This window comes from Rhizobium vallis (genome assembly GCF_003985155.1).
Classification (GTDB): Bacteria; Pseudomonadota; Alphaproteobacteria; order Rhizobiales; family Rhizobiaceae; genus Rhizobium; species Rhizobium vallis.
The window spans coordinates 432,992-453,665 of sequence record NZ_ML133686.1 but is presented as its reverse complement, the minus strand read 5'-3'; the positions used below and the strand labels follow the sequence as shown (position 1 = coordinate 453,665).

Genomic DNA, 20,674 nt, shown 5'->3' with positions numbered 1-20,674 from the left:
GCCGATCCCATTGTTTCGCAATTGCAGCATCCCTATTTTGACTTTTGATAATGAACCGCCGTGAAAGGACTGCCCGTCCGGTCTCCGACAGGAGAGCTGAGGGGTGCCGCTGCCGGGCTCTCGGCAGATCGTTGACACAATAATACCGCTCGTACATCCTGATTTCCTTGTGTCCTGCGCATGAAAATGTGCCGGCGGAAGGATTTTTGGTTCTTGGGGATGGCGTGCCTTATGAGGATCATACCGAGAATGAGCACGATCGAATCCAGCGTGTCCTCCATCCTGTTGGACCGGGTCGCCGAATGGCTGACGAACTCTTCGCTGGCAGGAGACGATCTTGAAAACATCGTGCGTGGTTTCTGCGAAAGGATTGCTTCCGCAGGCCTGCCGATCGCGCGCGTGCATCTGACGTTTTCGATGCTGCATCCGCTCTACGATGCGCTCAGCTTCACCTGGCGGCGGGCCAGCGGCGTCACCATCGAAGGCTTCCGCATGCCGGCCGGCCAAAAGCCGGACCGTTTCCTGCAAAGCCCTTATTACTACCTGCTCGACAACAATCTGCAGCACATCCGCCGCCGGCTGACGCAGGAAGGGCCGAACGAATTCCCGATCTTCGAGGATTTGCGCAAGGACAATTTCACCGACTACCTGGCCTTCGTGCAGCCCTTCGGCGATGGCTCCGTGCAGGGCATGATGGGCTCCTGGTCGACGGACCATCACAACGGCTTTTCCGACGACATGATCGACGCCCTGCTGCGCATGCAGAACCATCTCGCGGTCGCCGCCAAGATGGCAGTGCTCGGCAAGCTCGCCAACAACATGCTGACCACCTATCTCGGCGGCGATGCCGGCAAGCGGGTGCTGAACGGCCAGATCCGCCGGGGTGACGGCGAAACGATCCGTGCGGCGCTCGTGATGGGCGACATGCGCGAATCCACGATGTATGCCGAAAAGGAAGGCCGGCAGGCCTATATCGACACGCTGAACGAGTTCTTCGACGCGATCGCCGCGCCCTTCAACCGCAATGGCGGCGAAATCCTGAGCTTCCTCGGCGACGGCTTCCTCGCGGTCTATCCCTGCGGACGCCACAAGGACCCCTCGAAAATTGCCTGCGAGGCGGCTCTTTCGGCGGTCCATCAGGCGCAGGCGCGGGTTGCCGAACTCAACAACGACCGCGAGCAGAAGCGCCTCAGCAAGATCGGCTACGGCATCGGCCTGCATGTCGGCAACGTCATGTTCGGCAATGTCGGCCTCAAGGACCGCCTGACCTTCTCCGCCTTCGGATCGGCGGTCAACGAGGTGCAGCGACTGCAGATCCTCACCAAGAAATACGGTCGCGAGGTCGTCGCCAGCCAGGCCTTCGCCGGCTATTGCGGCGGCGAATGGACGCGGCTCGGCGAGGAGAAGCTGCGCGGCATCCGCCAGAAGGTGACGGTGCTGCAGCCGCGCGCGCCGGCGCCTGATATCCATGTCGACGAAAGCTTCCACGACAACGCGCAGAACGGGATCTCCGAGGCCGAGCAGGTCATTCTCCTGCATCGCGACGCCAAGAAACAGGTCAAGCAGACAAGCATGGAGAAATTCATCCAGTAAACCCCAAGCTTCCGCCATCAATCCCAAGTGTTTCGCCGGAGGAAATTCGGGCGGGACGCGGGGATTTCCCCTGCGATTGTCATCAACTAGACACCCCGTTTGCGGTACGATAGTGTGCCTTAACGGGAACATAGAAGACTGGGGAATTTCATTGGTATGGCGTCTGCGGCAGATCTGTTGCGTATTGAAAATCTCGACGTCTCCTTTTCGGTTTTCGGCGACCGGCTGCGCGTCGTAAAGCAAGCCAATCTTCGTATTCTTCCGGGTAAAGTCACCGCTCTCGTCGGTGAATCCGGCTCCGGCAAATCGGTGATCAGCCAGTCGGTCATGGGCATCCTGCCCAATCCGGCCAAGGCCTCCGGCCGTATCCTCTTTACCGATCCGCTCGACGGCAGCGCCACCGATATCCTGTCGCTGCCGCGCGACAGTGAGGAGATGCGCGATCTGCGCGGCAAGCGCATGGCGACGATTTTCCAGGAGCCGATGACCTCGCTCTCGCCGCTGCATACGGTCGGCAACCAGATCAGCGAAGTGCTGCTGATCCATACAGACGTCGACAAACAGGAAGCACGCGCAAGGACCGAGGAGATGCTCGGCCTGGTCGGCTTTTCCAATCCGCGCCGCACCTACGATATGTACCCGTTCGAACTGTCAGGCGGCATGCGCCAGCGTGCGATGATCGCCATGGCGCTGATCTGCAAGCCGGCGCTTCTGATCGCCGACGAGCCGACGACGGCGCTCGACGTGACCATCCAGGCGCAGATCCTGGAATTGCTCCGCGACTTGCAGGCCAAGCTCGGCATGGCGATGCTGCTCATCACCCATGATCTCGGCATTGTCGCCAACATGGCCGACGAGGTGGTCGTCATCTATCACGGCGAGATCATGGAGGCCGGTCCGGTCGAGGCGATCTTCCGCAATCCGCAGCATCCCTATCTCAAGGCCCTGATGGCCGCCGTCCCGCATTTCGACATGAAACCCGGCGAACGGCTGAAGGCGCTGCGCGACGTGCCCGTCAATCTCGAAACCCTCGTCGGCAAGAAGAAACCAGTGCAGGCGGAAGCGCCAGGCGTGCTGCTTTCCGTCACCAATCTGTCCAAGACCTACAGAACGCGCAAACGCAGCTTCCTCGGCAAACAGGAAGCCGCCGTCGTGCACGCCGTCGACGATGTCAGCTTCGACATCCGCCGCGGCGAATGTCTTGGCCTGGTCGGCGAGTCCGGCTGCGGCAAGACCACGCTGAGCAAGATCCTGATGCGCGCCATCACGCCGGATGATGGCGCTGTCGTCTTCGACGACGGCAAAGAGGTGATCGACGTCCTCGCCGTCAAAGGCTCCGAGCTGCAGGAACTGCGCACCAAGATCCAGATGGTGTTCCAGGATCCCGTCTCCTCGCTTTCGCCGCGCATGACGGTGCGCAACATCCTGAGCGAGCCTCTTGAGATTCACGACCGCGGCGACAGCGCCGAGCGCAAGCGCAAGGTCGAGGGGCTGATGGGGGCGATCGGCCTCGATAAGCGTTATCTCAGCCGCTACCCGCACAGCTTCTCGGGCGGCCAGCGTCAGCGCATCGGCATTGCACGCGCGCTCGCGCTCGGCCCGAAGCTCGTCATCCTCGACGAACCGGTCTCGGCGCTCGACGTCTCGGTGCAGGCGCAGATCCTCAACCTGTTGAAGGACCTGCAGAAGGAGCTGGGGCTGACCTACCTCTTCATCTCCCACAATCTCGCGGTCGTCGATTACATGGCCGACCGCATCGCGGTGATGTGCAAGGGCCGCATCGTCGAGATCGCGCCGCGCGAGATCATCCTGCGCGATCCGGTGCACCCCTACACGAAATCGCTGCTCGCCGCCGTCCCCTTCCCCGATCTCGACCGTCCGCTCGACTTCAAGGCGCTCCGGGAAAACGGCGCCGCCGACAAGCAGAACTGGGGTGTGACCTTCACCGCCGAGCATGACGACGCTTCCGAGCTTGCCTATGCCGATCTCGGCGACGGCCATCTGGTGCGCGCCCGCAAGGGTGTTACGGCCGGGGAGCTGCGCTGATGGTGACGCGTCGCATTTTCCTCGGCGGTCTCGTCGGCGCGGCGATCGCGCCAGCAGTGCTTCGGGCTGAACAGGCCGTCGAGCCGGAATTCCTCAAGGAGCGGCTCGCCGCCGGCAGCCTGCCGCCGATGGCCGAGCGCATTCCCGCCCGCCCGCGCATCGTCAATCTGAAGGAGATGGGGCTCGAACCCGGCGCCTATGGCGGCACCGTGCGCACCATCATCGGCGGCCAGCGCGACATCCGCTTCATGACGATCTACGGCTATTCCCGCCTGGTCGGTTACAACAAGCACCTGCAGTTCCAGCCGGATATCCTGGCCGATTTCCGTTCCGAGGACGACACGGTCTTCACCTTCACGCTGCGCGAGGGCCATAAATGGTCCGACGGTGAGCCCTTCACCGCCGACGATTTCCGCTATTGGTGGGAAGACGTCATCCTGAACGACAAGCTGACGCCTGGCGGCGGCGCGCTGGAGCTTCGCCCGCATGGCAATCTGCCGCGCTTCGAGATGCTCGATCCGCTGACCGTGCGCTACACCTGGGAAAAACCCAACCCGATGTTCCTGCCGACTTTGGCGGGCCCCATACCGCTCGTCATCTTCGGCCCGGCGCATTACCTCAAGCAGTTCCACAAGAAGTTCCAGCCGGACCAGGCGAAGATGGAACAGATGATGCAGGCCAACCGCGTCAAGAAATGGCAGGATCTGCATATCAAGATGGCGCGGTCCTACCGCCCGGAAAACCCGAACCTGCCGACGCTCGATCCCTGGCGCAATACGACGCCGCTGCCGGCCGAGCAATTCGTCTTCGATCGAAACCCGTTCTTCCACCGCGTCGACGAGACCGGCAGACAGCTTCCCTATCTCGACCGCTTCATCCTCAACGTCTCCTCCTCGTCGATCATTGCCGCCAAGGCCGGTGCCGGCGAAGCCGACCTGCAGGCGACCGGCATCGATTTCAACGACTACACCTTCCTGAAGGAGGCCGAGAAGCGTTTCCCGGTAAAGGTCGATCTCTGGAAGGTCGCGCGCGGCTCGCGCATCACGCTGCTGCCCAATCTCAACTGCGCCGACGAGGCGTGGCGCGGCCTGTTCCGCGACGTGCGCCTGCGCCGGGCGCTCTCGTTGGCGATCGACCGGCACGAGGTCAACATGGTCGCCTTCTACGGCCTCGGCACGCCGAGTGCCGATACCGTCCTGCCCGACAGCCCGCTCTTCAAGCAGGAATATGCCGACGCCTACGTGAAATTCGATCCCGACGAGGCCAACCGCCTGCTCGACGAGCTTGGCCTGGCCAAGCGCGGCGATGACGGCATCCGGTTGCTGCCGGATGGACGACGCGCCGAGATCACCGTCGAGACCGCCGGCGAGAGCAACCTCGATACCGACGTGCTGGAGCTGGTGCATGACCACTGGGCCAATATCGGCCTTGCGCTCTATACCCGCACCTCGCAGCGCGACGTCTTCCGCAACCGCGCCATGAGCGGCACGATCATGATGTCGATCTGGTACGGCCTGGACAATGGCGTGCCGACGGCCGACATGTCGCCCTCCGGACTTGCGCCGACGCTCGACGATCAGCTGCAATGGCCGCTCTGGGGCATGCACTACCTCTCCGCCGGCCAGGAAGGCGCCGCACCCGACCTGCCGGAGGCGGCCGAGTTGGTCGATCTGCTCGGCCAGTGGGGTTCGACGGCGAAATTCGAGGAGCGCGAGGTGATCTGGCACAAGATGCTGTCGCTCTATACGCAACAGGTCTTCTCGATCGGCCTCATCAACAGCACGCTGCAGCCGATCCTTCGAGCCGCCAAGCTGCAGAACCTGCCTGAGAAAGCGCTCTACGGCTTCGATCCCACCTCCTATCTCGGCGTCTACATGCCGGATGCATTCTGGTACAAGGAGGCCTGAGGCGTGCTCAGATACATTCTCTGGCGCATCGCCGCCATGGTCCCAACACTCTTCGTCATTTCGGCGCTTGTTTTCACCATCATCGAGCTGCCGCCGGGTGACTTCTTCGAGAGCCAGATCGCCGAGTTGCGCGCCTCGGGCGAGACCGCCAATCTCCAGGAAATCGAGGAGATGCGCCAGCAATACGGCTTCGACAAGCCGGAGGTCGTGCGCTATTTCTACTGGGTCGGCGGCATGCTGCACGGCGATTTCGGCTATTCCTTCGAATATCAGCTGCCAGTCTCGGACGTGGTCGGCGACCGCCTTTGGCTAACGATCCTCGTCTCCTTCACCACGATCCTGCTCACCTGGCTGATTGCCTTTCCGATCGGCATCTATTCGGCCACCCATCAATATAGCTGGGGCGACTACGGGCTGACCTTCTTCGGTCTGCTCGGCATCGCCATCCCGAACTTCATGCTGGCGCTGATCCTGATGTATTTCGCCAATGTCTGGTTCGGGCTGTCGATCGGCCACCTGATGGACCAGGAATATCTCAACGCGCCGATGAGCTGGGAAAAGGCGAAATCGATCCTCGCCCATCTCTGGATCCCCGTCATTATCGTCGGAACGGCGGGAACGGCCGGCATGATCCGGCGGCTGCGCGCCAACTTGCTCGACGAGATGCAGAAGCAGTATGTCGTGACCGCCCGCGCCAAGGGCCTGCCGCCGTTGCGGGCGCTGGTCAAATATCCGCTGCGCATGGCGCTCAACTTCTTCATCGCCGATATCGGCTCGATCCTGCCGTCGATCATCTCGGGCGCCGAGATCGTAGCGATCGTGCTGTCGCTGGAGACGACGGGACCGATGCTCATCAAGGCGCTGCAGAGCCAGGATATGTATCTCGCCGGCTCCTTCCTGATGTTCCTGGCCTTCCTCAACGTCATCGGGGTGCTGATCTCGGACATCGCGCTCGGCTTCCTCGATCCCCGCATCCGTCTGCAAGGCAGGAGCACCAAATAATGTCGCCCCTTCCCGCACCCGGCGCGCCGCTTCCGCATTACGTCTCGACTGCTCCTTTCGATCCGCACGCGACCGAGACGATGACGGCGGCGCAATCGCGCATCCATCTCGCCTCGCAAAAGCAGCTGATGTGGTGGAAGTTCAAGCAGCACCGGCTGGCCTTGATCTCCGGCATCTTTCTCGCTGCCGTCTACCTGATGATCCTGATCGTCGAGTTCCTGGCGCCTTACGGGCTGCACACGCGCAATGTCGATTTCATCCATGCGCCGCCGCAGCGCGTCCACTTCTTTGACAAGGGCAATTTCGTTGGACCCTTCGTCTACGGCCGCAGCATGACGCTCGACATCGACACGCTGCACCGCGTCTATACCGACAAGACGAACGACGTCCAGCCGATCCGTTTCTTCTGCCGCGGCGATTCCTACAAGTTCTGGGGCATTGCTGCCTCGGACTATCATCTCGTCTGCCCGGCGATCGGCGGCCAGATGTTCCTGCTCGGCACTGACCGGCTCGGCCGTGACGTTCTCTCGCGCATCCTCTACGGCGCGCGGATTTCGCTGACGATCGGCCTGATCGGCATTTCGATCAGCTTCGTGCTCGGTATCGTCATCGGCGGCCTTGCCGGTTATTGGGGCGGCGTTTTCGACCTCATCGTCCAGCGTCTGATCGAGGTGCTGCAATCGCTGCCCAGTCTGCCGCTATGGATGGCGCTGGCGGCCATCATGCCGGTGACATGGAGCCCGATCGTCATCTATTTCGGCATAACGGTCATCCTCGGCATCATCGACTGGACGGGCCTTGCGCGCGCCGTGCGCTCCAAGCTGCTCGCGTTGCGCGAGGAGGATTACGTGCAGGCCGCGCAGCTGATGGGCGCCAGCACGCCGCGCGTCATCGGCCGGCATCTGGTACCGGGCTTCATGTCGCATCTCATTGCCTCGGCAACGATTTCGATCCCCGGCATGATCCTCGGCGAAACCGCGCTCTCTTTCCTCGGTCTCGGCCTTCGTCCGCCGATCACCAGCTGGGGCATCCTGCTGACCGAGGCAAAAAGCGTCAGCGTCATCGCCTTCTATCCATGGCTGCTCTATCCGATCATTCCTGTTGTTCTTGTCATTTTGGCGTTCAACTTTCTGGGAGACGGCTTGCGTGATGCGGCAGATCCCTACAAATAGCAGAAAGCTCGGCGGCGCCTTACGGCACCGCCCCCGCCGCGTGGCCTCCGGACGGTGGGGGTGCTAAATATGTTGCTCACCCCAGAGGGAATGCCCATGTCCAGACGTCTCGAAGATGCACGCATCCTCATGTACAGTCACGACACCTTCGGTCTCGGCCACCTGCGCCGCTGTCGCGCCATCGCCCATGCGCTGGTCGAGGATTATCGCGGCCTCAACATCCTGATCATTTCGGGTGCGACGATCGCTGGCGCCTTCGACTACCGCGCCCGCGTCGACTTCGTGAAGATCCCGAGTGTCATCAAGCTCCGCAACGGCGAATATACGTCGCTAGCGAGCCATATCGACCTGCACGAGACGCTGAAGATGCGCGAATCGAGCATTCGCCACACCGCCGAGACCTTCCAGCCCGATATCTTCATCGTCGACAAGGAGCCGATGGGGCTGAAGGGCGAGGTCGAGGATACGCTCGCCTATCTCAAGGCCCAAGGCACCGTCCTGGTGCTCGGCCTGCGCGAGATCATGGATGCGCCGCATCTGCTCGAGGCCGAGTGGAAGAAGAACAGCATCATGCAGAAGATCGACCAATATTACGACAGCGTCTGGGTCTATGGTCCGCCTGACTTCTATGACCCGCTTGTTGGTCTCGACGTGCCGGCGAGCCTGCGCCGGAAAATGGATTTCGTCGGCTTCCTGCAGCGCAGCGTCTCCAAGGGCAAGACCTCGATCAATGCCCGCAAGGACAACTACCTCCTCGTCACCACAGGCGGCGGCGGCGACGGCTCCGATCTCGTCCACGACGTCATGAACGCCTACGAGGCCGATCCGACCTTGACGCAGAAGGCGCTCGTCGTGCTCGGCCCCTATATGCCGGCTGCCGAACGGGCCAAGCTGGTGCAGAAAGGGGAAGCCATCCCCTATATCGAGGTAATCGAGTTCGACAATCACATGGAAGAGCTGATCGATGGCGCCACCGGTGTCGTCGCCATGGGCGGCTACAACACCTATTGCGAAATCCTCTCCTTCGACAAGCCGGCGCTCATCGTGCCGCGTGTTGCACCGCGCGAGGAGCAGCTGCTGCGTGCCCAGCGCGCGAGCGAACTCGGCCTCGTCGACATGCTGCTGCCGGAGCAATCGGCCGATCCGACTGTCATGGCCGAGGCGCTGAAGCGCCTGCCCTCCCGCCTGCCGCCGTCGAAGACCGGCAGCAACATGCGTCTCGAAGGGCTGGACCATATCTCGCAGACCGTCGGCCGGTGGATCGACGGCCGCAGCAGCCACCTTGCCCTCGTCGGCGCAGAATAGGGCACAGCCTTGCCGCCACGCCGCAAGATCCTCGTCGTGCTGAAAGGCTATCCCCGCCTTTCGGAAACCTTCATTGCCCAGGAGCTGCTCGGCTTGGAAAAGGCCGGCTTCGACCTGACGCTGATTTCGATGCGCCGGCCGACCGACAAGAAACGTCATCCCGTGCATGACGAGATCAAGGCGCGTGTCGTCTATCTCCCGGAATATCTGCACGAGGAGCCGATCCGCGTGCTGAAAGGCCTGTTCGCCGGTTTTTCGAAGCCCGGCTTCAAGGCGCTGATGAAGCGCTTCCTCGCCGACCTCCAGCGCGACATTTCCCGCAACCGCTTCCGCCGCCTCGGCCAGGCGCTGGTGCTTGGGCGCGAATGGCCTGATGAAGGCGAATGGCTGCATGCCCATTTCATCCACACACCGGCCTCGGTGACGGAATATGCGAGCATCCTGACGGGCACGCCCTGGACCTGCTCGGCGCATGCCAAGGACATATGGACCTCACCCGACTGGGAACTGCAGGAAAAGCTCGGCAGCGCCCGCTGGGCGGTTACCTGCACCAGGACGGGCTACGAGCACATGCGGACGCTGACATCACGCAGGGACGCCGTGCATCTGAGTTACCACGGCCTCGATCTCGCCCGCTTCGGCCATTTTGCCGGCGAGCGTTCGGATCGCACCGGCGGCGATCCCAACGATCCGGCCTTCATCCTCAGCGTCGGCCGCGCCGTCGAGAAGAAGGGCTACGACGTGCTGCTGCGTGCGTTGGCACTTCTGCCGGCCGAACTCCACTGGCGTATGGACCATATCGGCGGCGGCGAGGAACTTTCGAAACTGAAGGCGCTTGCCTCCGAACTCGGACTGTCCGGCCGCATCGTCTGGAAGGGCGCCATGGCGCAGGAAGACGTGCTCGATCATTACCGCCGGGCCGACCTCTTCGCGCTTGCCTGCCGGATCGCGGCCAACGGCGACCGCGACGGCCTGCCGAACGTTCTCGTCGAAGCGTCGAGCCAGCGGCTCGTCTGCCTCTCCACCGACGTATCCGGCGTACCGGAACTGTTGAAAAACGGCGAAAACGGTCTTGTCGTGCCGCCGGAGGACCCGGCGCTGCTTGCCCGGGCGCTGGAAACGGCAATCCGCGACCCGGCATTGCGCAAGCGGCTCGGCGACGCGGCCGAAAGCCAAGTGCGCGCGCATTTCGACTATCACTCCAGCATCAGACAGCTCACCGGTCTGTTCGAGGCCGAATGGCAGAAGGCGTCATGACGGCACCGCGTATCTTCTTCTATGTCCAGCATCTGCTAGGCATCGGCCACATTGCCCGCGCCAGCCGCATCGCCAATGCATTGGTGAAGGACGGTTTCGACGTGACCGTCGTGACCGGCGGCCTGCCGGTGCCGGGTTTTCCAGGCGACGGCATGAAGACCGTGGCCTTGCCTGCGGTTGTTGCCAGCAATGCCGGCTTCTCGGGCCTCGCCGATGCCGACGGCCGACCGGCGGACCAAACTTTCCTCGATGCCCGCCGCGAACTGCTGCTCGACGCCTTTCATGCCGCAAGGCCTGATGTCGTCATCATCGAAGCCTTCCCCTTCGGCCGGCGGCAGATGCGCTTCGAACTGCTGCCATTGCTTGCGGCGATCGAAAAGGCCGAACCCCGGCCGAAACTCTTGAGCTCGGTGCGCGACATCCTGCAGGAAAACCGCAAGGCCGGGCGCGATGCGGAGACGGTCACGCTGGTCAAGGAGCATTTCGATGCCGTGCTCGTTCACGGCGATCCTGAGTTCGTGCGGCTCGAGGATACCTTCCCGCTAACACCCGAAATCTCAGACAGGCTGCGTTATACCGGCCTCGTCGCAGCTCCGCCGGCGCCGGAGCCGACCGAGACATTCGATATCATCGCCTCGGCCGGTGGCGGCGCGGTCGGTGCCGAGCTGATCGGCGCGGCAAAGGAAGCGGCGGCAATGCTGCCCGCCGATCTTCGCTGGCTGCTGATATCAGGACCGAACCTGCCGGAGGCCGATTTTGCCGCGCTGTCGCGCGATGCGGCCCGGAACGTGACTCTGGTGCGCTTCCGCAAGGATTTTCCCTCGCTGTTGCGCGGTGCCCGGGTTTCGATCTCGCAGGCGGGCTACAACACGGTCGGCGATCTGCTGCGCACCGACTGCCGGGCAATCCTCGTCCCCTTCGTCGCTGGCGGTGAGACAGAGCAGACGGTGCGCGCCGAGCGGCTGCAGGCGCTCGGCCTCGCTGACATCCTGCCGGAAACCGGGCTGACGCCTGGCCATGTAAAAGAAGCCGTCGAAAAGGCGCTCGCGGCACCGCGACCGGAACCAGTATTGCTCGATCTCGATGGGGCGGAGGCAACGGCTGCCATCATTCGCTCCATGATTGCCGAATCGCTCGCCTAATCCAAAATTCCTGTGATATAAGCAATGTTCCGGCGAGAATCGGCATTTTTGCAGCCGGTCGCTTCGCCTTGTTTTCATTGCGATATCGGCGGTCCGCTGCATGGTCCTGTTCTCAGAATTCCCCCCATCCAGGCACCCGGCCGGCACCCCCGGAATTTCCCAGCAAGCTGACGGTTAGCCATGGAAAAAAGCCTCGCCCGCTACATCTGGAAGAACACGCGGCTGCAGCAGCTGTGGATTCTGGCCATCGTTGCCGCCTCGATGGTGCCCTATTTCCTGTCCTTCGATCTGCCGAAGCAGATCGTCAACGGACCGATTCAGGGCGACGGCTTCGAAGGCCCGGGCGCCCGGCAGACCTTCATGCACATCGCCTATGACATTCCGCTGATCGGCCATGTCGAGTTCTTTCAAGGACTGCAGCTCAACCGCTTCCAGATGCTGATGGCCCTCAGCCTGGTGTTTCTGGCACTGGTGGTGCTGAACGGTCTCTTCAAGTTCTACATCAACACCTATAAGGGCCGGCTCGGCGAGCGCATGCTGCGCCGCATCCGTTTCGAGCTGATCGACCGGGTGCTGCGTTTTCCGCCCATCCATTTCAAGCGGGTGAAATCGGCCGAGATCGCCACCATGATCAAGGACGAGGTGGAGCCGATGGGCGGCTTCACCGGCGACGCCTTCGTCTCGCCCGCCCTTCTCGGCGGCCAGGCGATCACCGCGCTCGCCTTCATCATCGTGCAGAATTTCTGGCTCGGCATGATCGCCGCCGGCATCGTCGGCGTGCAGGCGGTCGTCATCCCCCGCATGCGCAAGCGCCTGCTGGACCTCGGCCGCCAGCGGCAGCTGACGGCACGCGAGCTTTCCGGCCGCGTCGGTGAGATCGTCGACGGTATCGGCACGATCCACGGCAACGACACATCAAACCTCGAACGCGCCGACATCGCCTCGCGGCTCGGCCGCATCTTCTCGATCCGCTATGACCTTTACCAGTGGAAGTTCCTGGTAAAGTTCATCAACAACTTCCTCGCCCAGGTCACGCCTTTCCTGTTCTACGCGATCGGCGGCTACCTGGCGCTGCAGGGCAGGCTCGACATCGGCCAGCTCGTCGCCGTCATATCAGCCTACAAGGACCTGCCGGGCCCGCTGAAGGAACTGATCGACTGGGACCAGATGCGCCAGGACGTCCAGGTGAAATACCAGCAGGTCTATGAGCAGTTCAACGTCGAGCCGCTGATCGACAGCCGCATCCAGGAACTGGCGGTTGCCCCGGTCGGCGCGCTGACGAGCGCACTGGTCGTCACCAACCTGACGCTCTCCGACGACAGCGGCGCCCGCCTCGTCGACCACGTCTCCGTCGAAATCAAGCCGAACGAGACGGTTGCGATCGTCGGCCCGAACGGCAGTGGCGCCGAAGCCTTCGCCGAAGCGCTCGGACGCATGATCTGGCCGGATTCCGGCCGCATCACCATCGACGGGCGCGATCTCCTGGAGCTGCCGGAATCGATCACTGGCCGGCGCATTTCCTATGCTTCGGCCGACACGTTCTTCTTTCATGGCACGCTCGCCAGCAATCTGCTCTACGGCCTCAAGCACGCGCCGATGATCGAGCCTGTTTACGACGAGAGGGAAGCGCTCGAATATAAATGGCATTCCGCCGAAGCGGTGAAGGCCGGCAATCCGACGCTCGACCTCAACAGCGACTGGGTGGACTACAAGGCTGCCGGCGCCAACGGGCCTGATGATCTGCTGAAGGCGATTCGCCCGGTGCTCGACGCCGTCCTGATCTCGCAGGACATCCTCGATCTGGCACTGCGCTCGACTGTTAATACCGACGTGCATGTGGCCGTCAGCGACCACGTCGTCGCATTGCGCACCTCGCTGAGGGACCGGCTGCGGGACGAAGGGCTTGACGGCATCGTCGTGCCTTTTGATTTCGACGCCTACAACGCTCAGGCGACGGTTGGCGAGAACCTGCTCTTCGGCACGATGAAGCGGCCGTTGATGACCAATCGCAGGCTTGCCGCCCACCCCTACTTCCAGCAGCTGTTCCGTGAGACCGGCCTCAGCACCGACCTCTACGCGATGGGCCTCGAGATCGCCGAGAACGCGGTGGAACTCTTCCACGATCTGCCGCCGGACCATCCCTTCTTCCAGCAGCTGACCTTCATGACGGCGGACGACATTCCGACCTACCAGGCGCTGCTGCAGAAGCTACAGAGCCGCCGCTTCGAGGATGCGACACCCGAGGAACGCTCGGCCATCATCCGGCTGAGCTTCGCCTATATCGAACCGCGCCACCGCTTCGGTTTGCTGACGGACGAACTGATGAACAAGATCGTCAGCGCCCGCAAGCAGTTCCACGAGCATATTCCGGCCGATCTCGCCGAGTTGATCGAGCGCTACGACGCCGAGCGTTTCACCCCTTCGGCGAGCCTGATGGACAATGTGCTGTTCGGCCGCATCGCCTATCAGCAGGCCGACGCCTCCGACCGCATCCGCGCGATCATGGGCGAGCTCTTCGATGCGCTCGACCTTTTTGACGACGTGCTGTCGATCGGCCTCGAATTCGACGTCGGCTCCGGCGGCAAGCGGCTGACCATGGTGCAGCGGCAGAAGCTCAATCTTGCCCGCGCGCTTTTGAAGCGTTCGGACTATTTCATCTTCAACCGGCCACTATCGGCGCTCGACCAGCGTGTTCAGGATCAGATTACCCGCAACATCATCGAGGATCTGCACGAGGAAGGCCATCGACCGGCGATCATCTGGGTGCTCTCCAATGCCCGGCTGGCCGAGATGTTCGACCGGATACTGCTCTTCGACCGCGGCGGATTGGCGGAAGCCGGAAACTATCCGGAACTTTCAGAGAAAAACGGGATGTTCAAGGAACTGTTATCGTAATATTCTATTGAGGCGGCGGTGGTAGGCGTTCCCGGCGGAACGCCCAGGAATTGTAAAGGCGCCTGGTCTCGCGGACCCTGCGTCAGGGGGTTGAAAACGCTCATGCTGTTGAGAGACGAAGTCGAAATGCTACGACGGGTGCCGATCTTTTCAAGGATTGCGCCAGCAAAGCTCAAGCTTTTGGCCTTCACCTCCGACCGCATGACCTACAAAGCCGGGCAGAACCTCTTTCATCAGGGCGATGTTGGCGACGCCGCCTATGTCATCCTCTCGGGTACTGCCGATATCATCGTCTCCTCGCCGGCAGGCGAGATCAAAGTCGCCGATGTCGAGCTCAATTCCATCGTCGGCGAGATCGCCATCCTCTGCGACGTCTCGCGCACGGCGACGGTGCGCGCCACCTCACCGCTTGAGGTGCTGCGCATCAGCAAGGAGCACTTCCTGAAGCTGCTCAGCGATTTCCCTGAAATGGCCGTGGAAATCATGCGCGTGCTCGCCGACCGCCTGAACCATACGACCGCGGAGCTGACCGCGGCCCGGGCGGCAAAGCAGCCGCAAATGGCACAATAAAGCGCTTCAACGTTGCGGCGGCCATTGCTGGGCGCCATGAAGAAGGCGCAATATCTCGACCCTCTGTGCTTTTCTCTCGATACGATAGACCAGCAAAAATGCCGTGCGCGGCACGGCCAATTCCCGCGTTCCATGAACACGGCCGCCGCGTCCCGCTTCAGGGTAATCAGCGAGCATTTTGGCCTGATGTCGGATGATGTCATCCAATGCAATTGCAGCCTTGGGATTTTGGGCGAAGACGTGCCGGATCTGACCTTCTCGATCCAGAAGAGCCTGCTGCAACCACCTGACGATCAAGCTTTATCTCCGGATCCCAGCTGCGCGAGCAGCTCAGCCCGAAGCTTGTCCATCCGCTCGTCGGCATCCTGCGCGCTGATCCACACCGCGTTCGGATCATCGGCTTCCCGGACCGCTTCCTCGACCTGTTCGCGAAACCACTTGTCGTATTCCGCCGCCTCATGGGTACGGCGCAGAGCGGCGGCCCGGTCCGGCCGCGATGCCGTCTCAGGCGCGTAATCGGCCGCATCGACATCGAACTGCGAGATGCCGACATCCTTGAGATAGGAAACCAAGGTATCCATGCGCTTGAAGACGCGCACCTGCCGGCTGCGTTGGGCGGCAAGCGGTCGCTCGGCCTTGCCATAACGGATGACGACGGACCAGCCGCCGGTTTTGCCGACGACATGAGCGGCATTGACCGCTCCAGCTTCAACAAGGCGGGAAAGGGTCGAATGATCGATGGTTTCCGCGGTCATGGCATATCCTCGCTGATCGCGAGCATCATATGCAATTAATTATAGATTGCAATGCATTCAATAATTGGAATGTCACAGCTCCGGAAAGAACAGCCTGCATGGTTTCCCATGCAGGCTCGTGTGTTCAAGTCCATCTATTCGCGCTGTTCCAGCGCCCTGCTGAAGGCAAGCGCCGCCAGCGTGCAGATGGCGCCTGACAGCAGGTAGTAGCCCACAAAGGTCAGCCCGAAGCGGCTGGAGAGGCTGAGCGCCACCAGCGGCGCAAAGCCGGCGCCGACGAGCCAGGCGAGATCCGAGGTGAAGGCAGCACCCGTATAGCGATAACCACGGCCGAAACGGGACGAGATCGAGCCGGTCGCCTGGCCAAAGGACAGGCCGAGCACGCCGAAGCCGATGATGACGAACGCGTCATGGCCATTGTTACCCGACGCGATCAGGATCGGCCCAACAAAGCTGAAGACAGCGATGATGACGGCGCAGATGGCGAGCTGGGCACGCCGGCCGATTCGGTCGGCGATGAGGCCCGAGGCAATAATGGCGAGGATGCCGACCATGGCGCCGATCACCTGCACCACCATGAAGGCGCCAATCGGCTGGTTGCCGTAAAGGCTCATCCAGCCGAGCGGGAAGATGGTGACGAGATGGAACATGGCAAAACTCGCGAGCGGCACGAAGGCGCCGATCAGGATGTCGCGGCCATGCACGCGCAACACGTCGAGGATCGGTGCTGCTTCGAGCTCGTGCTGCTCCAGCAGCGTGCCGAATTCCTTGGTCATGACGAGGCGCAAGCGCGCAAAGAGAGCGACGACATTGATCGCAAAGGCGACGAAGAAGGGGTAGCGCCAACCCCACGAGAGGAAATCCTCACTGGAAAGATTGGCGACGAAATACCCGAACAGGATGCTTGCCAGCGCAAAACCGATCGGCGCGCCGAGCTGCGGGATCATCGCGTACCAGCCGCGGTGATTGGCCGGCGCGTTGAGCGCGAGCAGCGAAGCAAGACCGTCCCACGCACCACCGAGTGCAAAGCCCTGGCCGAGACGGAAGAGCGCCAGCAACGCGATCGACCAGACGCCGATCTCGTCGTAACCCGGCAGGAAGGCGATTGAGGCCGTGGAGCCGCCGAGCAAGAAGAGCGCGATCGTCAGCTTGGTGCCACGGCCATACATACGGTCGATCGTCATGAAGACGACGGAGCCGACCGGGCGGGCCAGGAAGGCGAGCGAGAAGATGGCAAAAGAATAGAGCGTGGCCGTCAGCCTGTCCGGCGCGAACGGAAAAATCAGCTGTGGAAAGACCAGGACCGAGGCGAGGCCGTAGACGAAGAAATCGAAGAATTCCGACATGCGGCCGATCACCACGCCGACAGCAATGCTGCCCGGCGAAACCGGTTTGTCGTCGTGAATACGCCGCGCGTCGCGTTCAAGCGACGACGATGACGGTCCATAATGCGATGTTGTAGCCATTAAAACGCCTCCCTCGTTGAAGCGCTTTCGGCAAGGCGCCTCAGCTTGATCTTGATCAAACCTGCAGGCTTATCAAGTCCGTAAGACGTAAATAGTTCATCATCGCGGCTCAAAATGAGGCGTAGTTGGGAAAAATAGCGTGATCAGGATCGGGATTTTCCCACGGGAATGCTGGCCTGCCCGGTTCTTGCGGATATACTGGTTGAAACATGCGCTCGCGACAGAATCCTTCTTGATTTCATCAGGATTTCAAAGCTGTAGTGCAACACGATTTGTGCCGCAGTGCGGCATGCTTGCTGCACTGCGACCAAACACCTCATGTCGCTATCAGGTTCAGTGCTTTAGTCGCGGAATAAACGAAACAACAAGAGCTTAGAGACGTGCCAAAACTCGTGAAGTTTTCCCGCCTTCTATCCGTCTTGCCGCTGCTTTTCCTGGCAGGATGCAACATGGTGGTCATGGCGCCTTCCGGCGACATCGCCATGCAACAGCGCGATCTCATCGTCATCTCGACGGTGCTCATGCTGCTGATCATCGTTCCGGTGATTTTCCTGACGCTGTTCTTCGCATGGCGCTACCGCCGCTCCAACACGGCTGCGACTTACGATCCGGAATGGCACCATTCGACCCGGCTTGAAATCGTGATCTGGGCGGCTCCGCTCGCCATCATCATCGCGCTCGGCGCCGTCACCTGGATTTCCACGCATAAGCTCGATCCTTATCGCCCCCTCGACCGTCTCGACGCGGAGCGCGCCATTCCGGCCGATACCAAGCCGCTGACCGTCGAGGTCGTGGCGCTCGACTGGAAGTGGCTGTTCTTCTATCCCGAACTCGGCATTGCCACAGTCAACGAACTCGCAGCCCCTGTCGACATGCCGATCAATTTCAAGATCACCGCCTCCTCGGTGATGAATTCCTTCTACATCCCCGCCCTCGCCGGCCAGATCTATGCCATGCCGGGCATGGAGACGAAGCTGCACGCCGTCATCAACAAAGAAGGCGAGTACGAGGGCTTCTCCGCCAACTACAGCGGCGCGGGCTTCTCGCACATGCGCTTCAAGTTCCACGGCCTTCCCCGAGAGGGGTTTGACGCCTGGGTGGCGCAGGTCAAGCAGCAGGGCACGATGCTCAACCGCGACGCCTATCTGAAGCTTGAGAAGCCGAGCGAGAAGGAGCCCGTGCGCTACTATGCCGGCGCCGATGCCGATCTCTACGGCGCCATCCTCAATATGTGCGCCAAGCCGGGCAAGATGTGCATGAACGAGATGATGCACATCGACATGACCGGCGGTGGCGGCAAGGAAAGCGCAGAAAATCGCGAGAAGCTTCAATACGACAATCGCCATGCCGACCAAGGCATCGTGGCGCCCGCCGCCACCGATGGCAACAGCATGCAGCACGACATGCCCGGCATGCAGAGCACGCCCGGAATGGACATGCAGCATGAGGGCCATTCCATGCCCGGCATGAGCAATGGCGCCGATCCCGCGCCGGCGCAGCTCAACAATAACAATTAACCTGGCGCTTTGCGTCGCAAGACATAATGAACGGGTTGTTCCATGTTTTCCAATCCTGACCTCCTGAAGTTCATCTTCGGCCGGTTGACCCTCGATGCCATCCCCTATCACGAGCCGATCCTGGTCGTGACGTTCATCGGCGTCGTCATCGGCGGCATCGCCGTGCTTGGCGCCATCACCTATTTCAGGTTCTGGGGTCCGCTCTGGCACGACTGGATCTGCAGCGTCGATCACAAGAAGATCGGCATCATGTATGTGATCCTGGCCGTCATCATGCTGTTGCGCGGCTTTTCCGACGCGATCCTGATGCGCATCCAGCAGGCGCTCGCCTTCAACGGTTCGGAGGGCTACCTGCCGCCGCATCATTACGATCAGGTCTTCACCGCCCACGGCGTCATCATGATCTTCTTCGTGGCGATGCCCTTCGTCACCGGCCTCATGAACTTCGTGGTGCCGCTGCAGATTGGCGCGCGCGACGTCTCCTTCCCCTTCCTCAACAATTTCTCTTTCTGGATGACCACCGCCGGCGCGATCATCATCATGTTGTCGCTCTTCATCGGCGAATTCGCCCAGACGGGCTGGCTTGCCTACCCGCCACTGTCGGGCGCTGCCTACAGTCCGGGTGTGGGCGTCGACTATTATATCTGGGGTCTGCAGGTGGCCGGTGTCGGAACGACGCTTTCGGGCATCAACCTGATCGCCACCATCGTCAAGATGAGGGCGCCGGGCATGACCTTCATGAAGATGCCGGTCTTCACCTGGACGGCGCTCTGCACCAACGTGCTGATCGTCGCCTCTTTCCCGATCCTAACGGCCACGCTCGCGCTGCTGTCGCTCGACCGTTATGCGGGAACGAACTTCTTCACCAATGACCTCGGCGGCAACCCGATGATGTACATCAACCTCATCTGGATCTGGGGTCATCCGGAGGTCTACATTCTCGTGCTGCCGGCCTTCGGCATCTTCTCGGAAGTGGTTGCCACCTTCTCCGGCAAACGCCTCTTCGGCTACGCCTCCATGGTCTATGCGACCTGCGTGATCATGATCCTGTCCTATATCGTCTGGCTGCACCACTTCTTCACGATGGGCTCGGGCGCCAGCGTCAACTCCTTCTTCGGCATCACCACGATGATTATCTCCATCCCGACGGGGGCGAAGATATTCAACTGGCTCTTCACCATGTATCGGGGCCGCATCCGCTATGAAGTGCCGATGCTGTGGACCGTCGGCTTCATGGTGACCTTCGTCATCGGCGGCATGACCGGCGTCATGCTGGCCGTGCCGCCGGCCGACTTCGTGCTGCACAATTCATTGTTCCTCATCGCCCACTTCCATAACGTCATCATCGGCGGCGTTCTCTTCGGCATGTTCGCCGGCGTGAACTACTGGTTTCCGAAGGCTTTCGGCTTCAAGCTCGATCCCTTCTGGGGCAAGATGAGCTTCTGGTTCTGGCAGATCGGTTTCTGGTTCGCCTTCATGCCGCTCTATGTGCTCGGCCTGATGGGCGTCACCCGCCGCATGAGCCAGTTCGATGACCCGTCGCTGCAGATCTGGTTCATCATCGCCGCCTTCGGCGTCGGCCTGATCGCACTTGGCATCGCCGCCTTCCTGATCCAGATCGTCGTCAGCTTCATGAAGCGCGAGGAATTGCGCGACGACAGCGGCGATCCCTGGGACGGCCGTACGCTGGAATGGTCGACTTCTTCGCCGCCGCCGGAGTACAATTTCGCCTTGACGCCCGTCGTGCACGATCATGACAGCTGGTACGATATGAAGAACCGTGGCTACGAGCGCCCGCTCGGCGGTTTCAAGCCGATCCACATGCCGAAAAACACCGGCACCGGCGCGATCCTGTCCGCCATCAGCGTCGCGCTCGCCTTCGGCCTGATCTGGTACATGTGGTGGCTGGTCGTCGTGTCCTTCGTCGCCCTGCTCGTCGTGGCGATCGGCCATACCTTCAACTACGGACGCGACTTCTACATCCCCGCCGAAGACGTGACCGAAACGGAAGGCAAGCGCACCGCGCTGCTTGCCGAGCAGGTGTAAT

15 protein-coding genes are annotated in these 20,674 nt (G+C 61.6%); 12 read left to right on the top strand and 3 right to left on the bottom strand.

What is annotated here, in order from left to right; genetic code table 11:
* Positions 1-249 precede the first annotated feature (249 nt).
* The 10 genes from EFQ99_RS02195 (at position 250) to EFQ99_RS02150 (ending at position 14,889) form a co-directional block, all read left to right on the top strand.
* Positions 250-1,593, top strand: coding sequence for an adenylate/guanylate cyclase domain-containing protein (locus tag EFQ99_RS02195; protein WP_126919019.1), 1,344 nt, complete (start codon positions 250-252; stop codon positions 1,591-1,593).
* Between the two features lie 156 nt (positions 1,594-1,749).
* Complete coding sequence (locus EFQ99_RS02190) at positions 1,750-3,639, top strand: ABC transporter ATP-binding protein (RefSeq protein WP_126919018.1); 1,890 nt, start codon at positions 1,750-1,752, stop codon at positions 3,637-3,639.
* A complete protein-coding gene (locus EFQ99_RS02185) occupies positions 3,639-5,546 on the top strand; it encodes an ABC transporter substrate-binding protein (RefSeq protein WP_126919017.1) in 1,908 nt (635 codons plus the stop codon). Before EFQ99_RS02190 ends, EFQ99_RS02185 begins: the two co-directional genes overlap by 1 nt.
* A 3-nt stretch (positions 5,547-5,549) precedes the next feature.
* Positions 5,550-6,548, top strand: coding sequence for an ABC transporter permease (locus EFQ99_RS02180; RefSeq protein ID WP_126919016.1), 999 nt, complete (start codon positions 5,550-5,552; stop codon positions 6,546-6,548).
* Positions 6,548-7,720: an ABC transporter permease gene (locus EFQ99_RS02175; RefSeq protein ID WP_164736326.1), complete on the top strand. Its 1,173-nt coding sequence runs from the start codon at positions 6,548-6,550 to the stop codon at positions 7,718-7,720. Before EFQ99_RS02180 ends, EFQ99_RS02175 begins: the two co-directional genes overlap by 1 nt.
* A 96-nt stretch (positions 7,721-7,816) precedes the next feature.
* Positions 7,817-9,025 (top strand): glycosyltransferase family protein, encoded by a 1,209-nt coding sequence (locus EFQ99_RS02170; RefSeq protein WP_126919014.1) that lies wholly within the window; start codon positions 7,817-7,819, stop codon positions 9,023-9,025.
* 9 nt (positions 9,026-9,034) lie between these two features.
* Positions 9,035-10,282 (top strand): glycosyltransferase, encoded by a 1,248-nt coding sequence (locus tag EFQ99_RS02165; RefSeq protein ID WP_126919013.1) that lies wholly within the window; start codon positions 9,035-9,037, stop codon positions 10,280-10,282.
* Positions 10,279-11,424 (top strand): glycosyltransferase family protein, encoded by a 1,146-nt coding sequence (locus EFQ99_RS02160; RefSeq protein ID WP_126919012.1) that lies wholly within the window; start codon positions 10,279-10,281, stop codon positions 11,422-11,424. Before EFQ99_RS02165 ends, EFQ99_RS02160 begins: the two co-directional genes overlap by 4 nt.
* Before the next feature lie 180 nt (positions 11,425-11,604).
* Positions 11,605-14,319, top strand: a complete 2,715-nt coding sequence (locus EFQ99_RS02155; protein ID WP_126919011.1) for an ABC transporter ATP-binding protein — start codon at positions 11,605-11,607, stop codon at positions 14,317-14,319.
* Between the two features lie 102 nt (positions 14,320-14,421).
* Positions 14,422-14,889 (top strand): cyclic nucleotide-binding domain-containing protein, encoded by a 468-nt coding sequence (locus EFQ99_RS02150; RefSeq protein WP_003563501.1) that lies wholly within the window; start codon positions 14,422-14,424, stop codon positions 14,887-14,889.
* Between the two features lie 6 nt (positions 14,890-14,895).
* On the opposite strand, the gene EFQ99_RS02145 is transcribed toward EFQ99_RS02150, so the two are convergent.
* The 3 genes from EFQ99_RS02145 to EFQ99_RS02135 all read right to left on the bottom strand — a co-directional run bounded on the left by EFQ99_RS02145 (position 14,896) and on the right by EFQ99_RS02135 (position 17,110).
* Positions 14,896-15,186 carry a type II toxin-antitoxin system RelE/ParE family toxin gene (locus tag EFQ99_RS02145; protein WP_126919010.1) on the bottom strand — a complete coding sequence of 97 codons (291 nt, stop codon included), beginning with the start codon at positions 15,184-15,186 and terminating at the stop codon, positions 14,896-14,898.
* On the bottom strand, positions 15,183-15,644 hold the full coding sequence (locus EFQ99_RS02140; protein ID WP_126919009.1) for a hypothetical protein: 462 nt from the start codon (positions 15,642-15,644) through the stop codon (positions 15,183-15,185). Before EFQ99_RS02140 ends, EFQ99_RS02145 begins: the two co-directional genes overlap by 4 nt.
* A 134-nt stretch (positions 15,645-15,778) precedes the next feature.
* On the bottom strand, positions 15,779-17,110 hold the full coding sequence (locus EFQ99_RS02135; RefSeq protein WP_126919008.1) for an MFS transporter: 1,332 nt from the start codon (positions 17,108-17,110) through the stop codon (positions 15,779-15,781).
* Between the two features lie 380 nt (positions 17,111-17,490).
* Here EFQ99_RS02135 and cyoA point away from each other — a divergent pair, with 380 nt between their 5' ends.
* Both cyoA and cyoB read left to right on the top strand, forming a co-directional pair.
* Positions 17,491-18,627 carry a ubiquinol oxidase subunit II gene (gene cyoA, locus EFQ99_RS02130; protein ID WP_126919007.1) on the top strand — a complete coding sequence of 379 codons (1,137 nt, stop codon included), beginning with the start codon at positions 17,491-17,493 and terminating at the stop codon, positions 18,625-18,627.
* Between the two features lie 42 nt (positions 18,628-18,669).
* On the top strand, positions 18,670-20,673 hold the full coding sequence (cyoB, locus tag EFQ99_RS02125) for a cytochrome o ubiquinol oxidase subunit I (protein WP_126919006.1): 2,004 nt from the start codon (positions 18,670-18,672) through the stop codon (positions 20,671-20,673).
* Position 20,674: the final 1 nt, after the last annotated feature.